Source organism: Gluconacetobacter sacchari (assembly GCF_014174255.1).
GTDB classification, from domain to species: domain Bacteria; phylum Pseudomonadota; class Alphaproteobacteria; order Acetobacterales; family Acetobacteraceae; genus Gluconacetobacter; species Gluconacetobacter sacchari.
Genome location: NZ_JABEQJ010000013.1, coordinates 127565 through 133958, shown reverse-complemented (window position 1 = coordinate 133958; position 6394 = coordinate 127565). Strand labels below are relative to the sequence as shown.

General features: G+C 69.5%; 8 protein-coding genes, 1 tRNA gene and 1 pseudogene. 2 read left to right on the top strand and 8 right to left on the bottom strand.

Annotated elements, in window-relative coordinates; translation table 11 throughout:
- Positions 1-101: 101 nt before the first annotated feature.
- Positions 102-431: pseudogene (locus HLH48_RS11600) on the bottom strand (transposase); the annotation flags it as partial.
- Between HLH48_RS11600 and HLH48_RS11595 the strand changes: the two are divergent.
- On the top strand, positions 399-590 hold the full coding sequence (locus HLH48_RS11595; protein ID WP_182997659.1) for a hypothetical protein: 192 nt from the start codon (positions 399-401) through the stop codon (positions 588-590). The pseudogene HLH48_RS11600 and the gene HLH48_RS11595 overlap by 33 nt on opposite strands.
- A complete protein-coding gene (locus HLH48_RS11590) occupies positions 587-1498 on the top strand; it encodes a tyrosine-type recombinase/integrase (RefSeq protein WP_182997658.1) in 912 nt (303 codons plus the stop codon). The genes HLH48_RS11595 and HLH48_RS11590 overlap by 4 nt, the downstream gene beginning before the upstream one ends.
- Before the next feature lie 227 nt (positions 1499-1725).
- On the opposite strand, the gene HLH48_RS11585 is transcribed toward HLH48_RS11590, so the two are convergent.
- The 7 genes from HLH48_RS11585 to hisG form a co-directional block, all read right to left on the bottom strand.
- Positions 1726-1801 (bottom strand) — tRNA-Phe (locus HLH48_RS11585).
- Positions 1802-1860: 59 nt separating this feature from the next.
- Entirely contained in the window at positions 1861-2091 is a 231-nt protein-coding gene (locus HLH48_RS11580) for a DNA gyrase inhibitor YacG (RefSeq protein ID WP_182997657.1), read from the bottom strand.
- Positions 2084-3199, bottom strand: a complete 1116-nt coding sequence (locus HLH48_RS11575; RefSeq protein WP_182997656.1) for a ribonuclease E/G — start codon at positions 3197-3199, stop codon at positions 2084-2086. Before HLH48_RS11575 ends, HLH48_RS11580 begins: the two co-directional genes overlap by 8 nt.
- Entirely contained in the window at positions 3196-3807 is a 612-nt protein-coding gene (locus HLH48_RS11570) for a Maf family protein (protein WP_182997655.1), read from the bottom strand. Before HLH48_RS11570 ends, HLH48_RS11575 begins: the two co-directional genes overlap by 4 nt.
- 11 nt (positions 3808-3818) lie before the next feature.
- Positions 3819-4037 carry a translation initiation factor IF-1 gene (gene infA / locus HLH48_RS11565; RefSeq protein ID WP_182947577.1) on the bottom strand — a complete coding sequence of 73 codons (219 nt, stop codon included), beginning with the start codon at positions 4035-4037 and terminating at the stop codon, positions 3819-3821.
- A 142-nt stretch (positions 4038-4179) separates the two neighbouring features.
- Positions 4180-5493 (bottom strand): histidinol dehydrogenase, encoded by a 1314-nt coding sequence (gene hisD, locus HLH48_RS11560; protein ID WP_182997654.1) that lies wholly within the window; start codon positions 5491-5493, stop codon positions 4180-4182.
- Positions 5490-6212, bottom strand: a complete 723-nt coding sequence (gene hisG / locus HLH48_RS11555) for an ATP phosphoribosyltransferase (protein ID WP_182997653.1) — start codon at positions 6210-6212, stop codon at positions 5490-5492. Before hisG ends, hisD begins: the two co-directional genes overlap by 4 nt.
- Positions 6213-6394 lie beyond the last annotated feature (182 nt).

Here is a 6394-nt window from a genome sequence, read left to right as displayed (position 1 = left end):
CCACCATGCCCCGGTCGTTTCGCGTCGTTCTTCAGGTCGTTCCTCATCGTGACACCTCCGCACATGTCTCACGTGTTTATCGGGTGTCTCAAAAAACCGGGAGGCGGGAGAGCTGCCGTCAACCGCTCGGGCTTTTCCGTCCAGGCCCTCGGCAGATACAGCGCCCGATCGAGAAATGCGTGCCCCTTGTCAGAAACATAGGCTGCGAACACGCCAATCTGACAATTCGTGATCTTGCCCGCAGACCCGGTATATTGCCGTCCTACCCCGCACGATGCGGAGCCCTTCTTGAGAAAACCGGTCTCGTCGACCACCAGCACCGCGTCGGCAGCCCCCAGATGCTCGACAACATGATCGCGCACGACGTCACGCATGTCAGGTTGTGAGACGTCATTGGCGTGGGCGAAGCTACGTTCGATCGCATGGTGCAGGAAGGTCTGATGCCCAAGGGCAAGAGGGTCTTCCGGCGCGTCATTTGGGATCGGCGAGACTTGGCCGACGCCATGGCGGCGCTTGACCGCAAGTGGGGGCAAACCGCCGCGCGCGCGGCCGGCACCGGCATCAACCCGTGGGATGAACTGCTGAAATGATCGAGGTCCGCCGTCGCTATCGCTATGTGGTCGAGGACACGGATCGGCATGGAAACGTGCGCCTTTATCTGCGCCGGCCGGGCCAATCGAAGATTCGGCTTCGGTGCATGCCGGGAACGGAAGAATTTGACGGCGAGTATCGTCGGGCGATGAACGGCGAAATCCTGCCCCGTGAGCCGGTGCGGCCAGTCATTGTCGATGGGAGCCTTCGGGCCTTGTGCGTGAGTTATCACCGCTCTCCGGAAGCCGCGCGACTGGAGGCCCGGACACGCCATGTCAGGCGCTTGATCCTGGACGGCCTGTGCGAACGCTGTGGTGACTGGCCTGCCGACCAGATGGAACCGAAGCATATCCGCAAATTGCGCGACCAGAAGCCCGACAAGCCCGAGGCAGGCAACGCGATCGTCAAGGCGCTCCGGGCCGTCTTCAAGCATGCGGTTCTGGCCGGCCTGGTGCAGGGCAATCCGGCCCGAGAGGTCGAATATATCCGCTCGGGCGGCGAGGGCTTCCATTCATGGACGCCGGCCGAGGTCGAGCAATACGAGACGGCCCATCCTGTCGGCAGCAAGGCGCGCCTCGCGATGGCGCTGCTGCTCTATACCGGCCAGCGCCGGAGCGATGTCGTGCGGCTGGGGCCACGTCACCTGCATGGCGGCTTGCTGACCTTCACCCAGGTGAAGAACGGGCGCAGCAAGCCCGTCACGCTGACCCTGCCCATGTTGCCGGAACTGGCGCGGATCGTCGCCGCGACGCCCAGCGCGGGCAGCGGGCAGGCATTCCTTCTGTCGGAGCGTGGCACGCCCTACACGGCGGAGAGCTTCGGCAACAAATTCCGTGAATGGTGCAACGAAGCCGGACTGCCTCATTGCGCGTCGCCTGCGCAAGGCGGCGGCCAAGCGCCTGGCTGAACTGGGTTGCTCCATCCACGAAATCGCGGCCGTGACCGGTCATCGCTCGCTCAAGGAAGTGCAGCGGTACACCCTCGGCGCGGATCAGAAGCGGCTGGCGCAAAGCGCGCTGGCCCGGCTTCAGGCAGCGGATCGCAAGGGCGAAATGTCCCACTTAGGCGAGAACGCCGTGCAGTGGGGCAAAAACAGCCCACAAACTATTGAAATTGAAGGGAAAAGAAAATGCGTGGTGCCCAAGGGCGGAATCGAACCACCGACACTGCGATTTTCAGTCGCATGCTCTACCAACTGAGCTACTTGGGCACCGGGCCGTGACCGGCGCGGGCGGGACGATCGGGATCGGGCCGCCGTGGGGGTGTGATCTATCCCACCTCGTCATCGGGATCAACCCGTCTCGGATTGTTTTCGTCGAAGTTTTGTCCGTCTTCGTCCCGGTCAGGCACGCGGTACCGTTCCGAGAACCAATGGCCCAGATCGATGTCGCTGCATCGCTTCGAGCAGAAGGGGCGGAATGCCGCTTCACCCGGCCGGCCGCAGATCGGGCAGGGGGGCAGGCGGGACGGCGGGGCGGGCGGGCTGGTGGGATCAGGCATGGTCGAGCGTCCAGCTCAGAGGGGGTAGGGACGGGTCCAGCCGCCAGGCGGGCTGGTGGCCCGACAGGCGGGTGGTGTCGGCGATGGCGCCTGGATCATGGTCCAGCGCCCGGGCCAGATCGGTGCCGACGCGTAGTCCTGGTGCTGGGCCGGGCTGGCCGGAGACCTGGCGCGACCAGCTATCGAGCATCCATATCATCCGGCCCGCCGCATCCGACAGCAGCGCGTGCAACGGCGGGTGGATGCGCGGGCGCATGATCTCGGCCAGGCCGAGGGCGCTGAAGCCGAGGAAGCGAGGGCGCAGCGGGTCTTGAGCCAAGGCGGTCTCGATCGTCTCGCGCAGGGCGGGGCGCTTGCGGATGGCCAGGCCCGCGACATCGATCACGATGGCGCCGGACAGGTTGCGCAGGCGGACCTGGTGCAGCAGCGCCGGCAGGGCGTCGCGATTGGCGGCGAACTGCGCCGTCTGCTTGGCGCGCCGGTCGCTGCTCGCCGTGCCGCCATCCATGTCGATGGCCACCAGGGCCGGCGTGGGGGTGATGGTGGCCCGCAAGCCACCCGGCAGGGCCACCGACGCGTCGGCCAGCGCGGCGCGGGCGGCTTCGGTTTCGGCATCGAAGGCGCGCCGGTCGCGCTGTACGCGACCGCGCAATGGGGCAGGCAGGCGGGCCGCGATGGCGGCGTCGTCGATGACGATGGGTGCGTCGGGCCATGCGGCGGCCAGGGCCTCCAGCGGCGTGGGGCCACGGGTCAGCAGGGCGGGCGGCCCGGCGAGGCTCTGTCCTTGCGGCAGGGTCGGGCCGGTCGCCGACAGGCGTGCGCCCTTGCCGTCCTGCGCGGCGCGCACGATGCGTACCAGCACCGGGTCGCCCTCGGCCAGCGGGCCGGGCGCGGCCGAGTCGGGGAGGAAGCCGGAGGCGCCGTCGGCCAGGTCGACGAAGGTGCCGCCCATGGCCGTCAGCCGCGCGCCGGCGCGACCGCGATGCAGATCGCCGACCCCGTCGGGCCAGCCGGGCCGCCACACCGCATAATCGCGCAGGCCGGTGGCATCGGTGACCGCGATGCGGATCTCGCCCGGCGCGCTGGCGGCGAGGATCCGCGCGGTCACGGCAGCCAGGCCCCTTTCTGGCCGCGCAGCAATTGCCCGACCTCGAACAGCGGCAGGCCGATCACCGCGGAGGGCGAGCCGGACAGGAAGCGGATATGCGATGCCGCATGGCCTTGCAGGGCATAGCCCCCGGCCTTGCCCTCCCAGTCCCCGGCATCGAGCAGCGTTTCGATCTGCCGCTCTGTCAGGCGGGAGAAGGTGACGGTGCTGACGACCGTGCGCTCGGCGGCCCGGCCTTCGGCCCAGGCGGCGGTCGGGCGCAGGGCGATGGCGGTCAGCACGGTATGGCGGCGGCCGGACAGCATCGACAGGCAGCGCCGGGCGGTCTCCCGGTCCTCGGCCTTGGGCAGGATGCGGCGGCCCAGCGCGACCACGGTGTCGGCGCCCAGGACCAGGGCGGGCTCGTCGAGCATCGCCGCCACATGCTCGGCCTTCTCCCGCGCCAGACGCTCGGCATAGGGGCGGGGCAGTTCTCCGGCGCGGGGCTGTTCGTCGAGGTCGGCGGCGACGATCCGCCGGGGGACCAGTCCGATCTGCGCCAGCAGGTCGCGGCGGCGCGGCGAGGCGGAAGCCAGGACCAGTCCCGGTCCCGTGGCACTGTCCGACACAGGCGTGTGCCTTACTTGAAGCGGAACGTGATGCGACCCTTGGTGAGATCGTACGGGGTCATTTCGACATTCACCCGGTCGCCGGCCAGCACGCGGATGCGGTTCTTGCGCATTTTGCCGCTGGTGTGGGCCAGGATCATGTGCTCGTTATCAAGCTTCACGCGGAACATGGCATTGGGCAGCAGTTCGGTGACCGTACCGCTGAATTCGATCATGTCTTCTTTCGACATTGTATCCTTCGATCATGCTGGTTGGCCGGCGTCGGGCCGGAAGAAAGGAAGCAGGCGTGGCCGCTGGGCCGTCCTATTGGGGCGGTCCAGCGGCCGGGCGGATGAAATGCAGGCGGATATGTGCGGTCTGTCGGGGCCGCGGTCAAGCTTTGTCCGTGCCCATGCGTTGCGCGTCCAGCCGGGCCGACACGCTCAGGGCATGGGCATCCAGCCCTTCCGCCCGCGCCAGGGCCACCGCCGCCGGCCCGATCCGCCGCAAGGCGTCGGGGCCGGCGCCGATGAAAGTCGTGCGTTTGAGGAAGTCGAATACCGACAGGCCGGAGGCGAAGCGCGCCGTCCGGCTGGTCGGCAGCACATGGTTGGGGCCGCCCACGTAATCGCCGATCGCCTCGGCGCACTGATAGCCCAGGAACACCGCGCCGGCATGGCGCACCCGCGCGAACAGCGGCGCGGGCTCGGCCAGCAGCAGTTCCAGATGCTCGGGCGCGATCTCGTCGATCAGCGACGCGGCCTCGTCCAGGTCGCGCACGACGATGATGGCGCCATGTGTCGCCCAGCTTGCGCCGGCGATGGCGGCGCGCGGCAGGGTGCGCAGTTCGGCCGCGACCGCCTCGGCCACCCGGTCGGCCAGGGCGGGGTCGGTGGTGATCAGGATCGATTGGGCCAGGGCGTCATGCTCGGCCTGCGCCAGCAGGTCCAGCGCGATGATGCGGGCGTCGGTGCCGGCGTCGGCCACCACCACGACCTCGGACGGGCCGGCGATGCTGTCGATGCCGACCCGGCCGAAGACCTGGCGCTTGGCCTCGGCCACATAGGCGTTGCCGGGGCCGACCACGCGGTCCACCGGCCGGATGGTGGCGGTGCCATAGGCCAGCGCCGCCACCGCCTGCGCCCCGCCGACGCGATAGATCTCGTTGACCCCGGCGCGGCGGGCCGCGGCCAGCACCAGCGGGTTCAGCACGCCGTCGGGCGTCGGCACGCACATGGCCAGCCGTTCCACGCCCGCCACGCGCGCCGGTACCGCGTTCATCAGTACCGAGGACGGATAGGCCGCCGTGCCGCCGGGCACATACAGCCCGACGGCATCCAGCGGTGTCCAGCGCATGCCCAGTTCCACGCCCTCGGCGTCGGTATAGCGCAGGTCGGTGGGCAGTTGGGCGCGATGGAAGGATTCGATGCGCGTGGCGGCCAGGTCCAGCGCCTGGAGCAGTTCCGGCGAGACCTGGGCGCAGGCGGTCTCGATTTCGGCTTCCGTCACCCGCAGCCGGTCGGGGGTGATCGGCATGCGGTCGAACCGCTCGGTATAGGCGCACAGGGCGGCATCGCCCTCGGCGCGCACCTGGGCCAGGATCTCGGCCACCGGCGCATCGACGCGGGCGGTATCGCCTTCGCGGTCGGTCAGCAGGCGGGCGAAGCCGGCGCGGAAATCGGGCTGGGTACTGTCGAGGCGTTTCATGCGGGCAGGGTCTCGGCGGTGGCGGGGGCGGCCAGCGCCTGGCGGAAGCGGGCGATCAGCGCGCCGATCCGCTCCGGCTGGGTCTTCAGCGCCGTGCGGTTGACGATCAGCCGGCTGGTGACGGTGGCGATCGTCTCGGTTTCCTCCAGCCCGTTGGCGCGCAGGGTGGAGCCGGTATCGACCAGGTCGACGATCAGGTGCGACAGGTCCAGCACCGGGGCCAGTTCCATCGCGCCATGCAGATGCACGATGTCGGCATTGATGCCGCGCGCCGCGAAATGGCGGCGGGTGATGGCCGGGTATTTGGTGGCGACCCGCACCCGCGACCAGCGGGCGGGGTTGTCACCCTCGCCCTGGCCCTTGGGGCGGGCGACGGAGACGCGGCAGGCGCCGATGCGCAGGTCCAGCGGCGCGTAGATTTCGGGATAGTCGAATTCCATCAGCACGTCGGCGCCGCAGATGCCCAGTTGCGCGCCGCCGAAGGCGACGAAGGTCGCGACATCGAACGAGCGCACGCGCACCACGTCCAGCGCCGGGTCGTCGGTGGGGAAACGCAGGCGGCGACTGCCCTCGTCCAGGCAGTCGGAGGCGGGGAGGATCCCCGCGCCGGCCAGCAGCGGGGCGGCGGCCTTCAGGATGCGCCCCTTGGGCAGCGCGAGGACCAGCTTCGTGTCCTGTGGCGTCTCGGGGGGCGTCCTGTCCTGAACTGGGGCGGTCATGCGAACTCCGGCTACAAGCGCGCCCCCGGGCGGTGGCGGCGGGGCCGCCAGTGCCGCGTCCAGGCGCCAGGTGCGCTGGGGCCTTATCACATTCCGCCCCCCGACAGGAAGGGCCGCGCTTGCCGCGCCGGGCGGGCGACGCCTACCATGCCGGCTGCCCCCGCGATGATGGATGGTGTTCA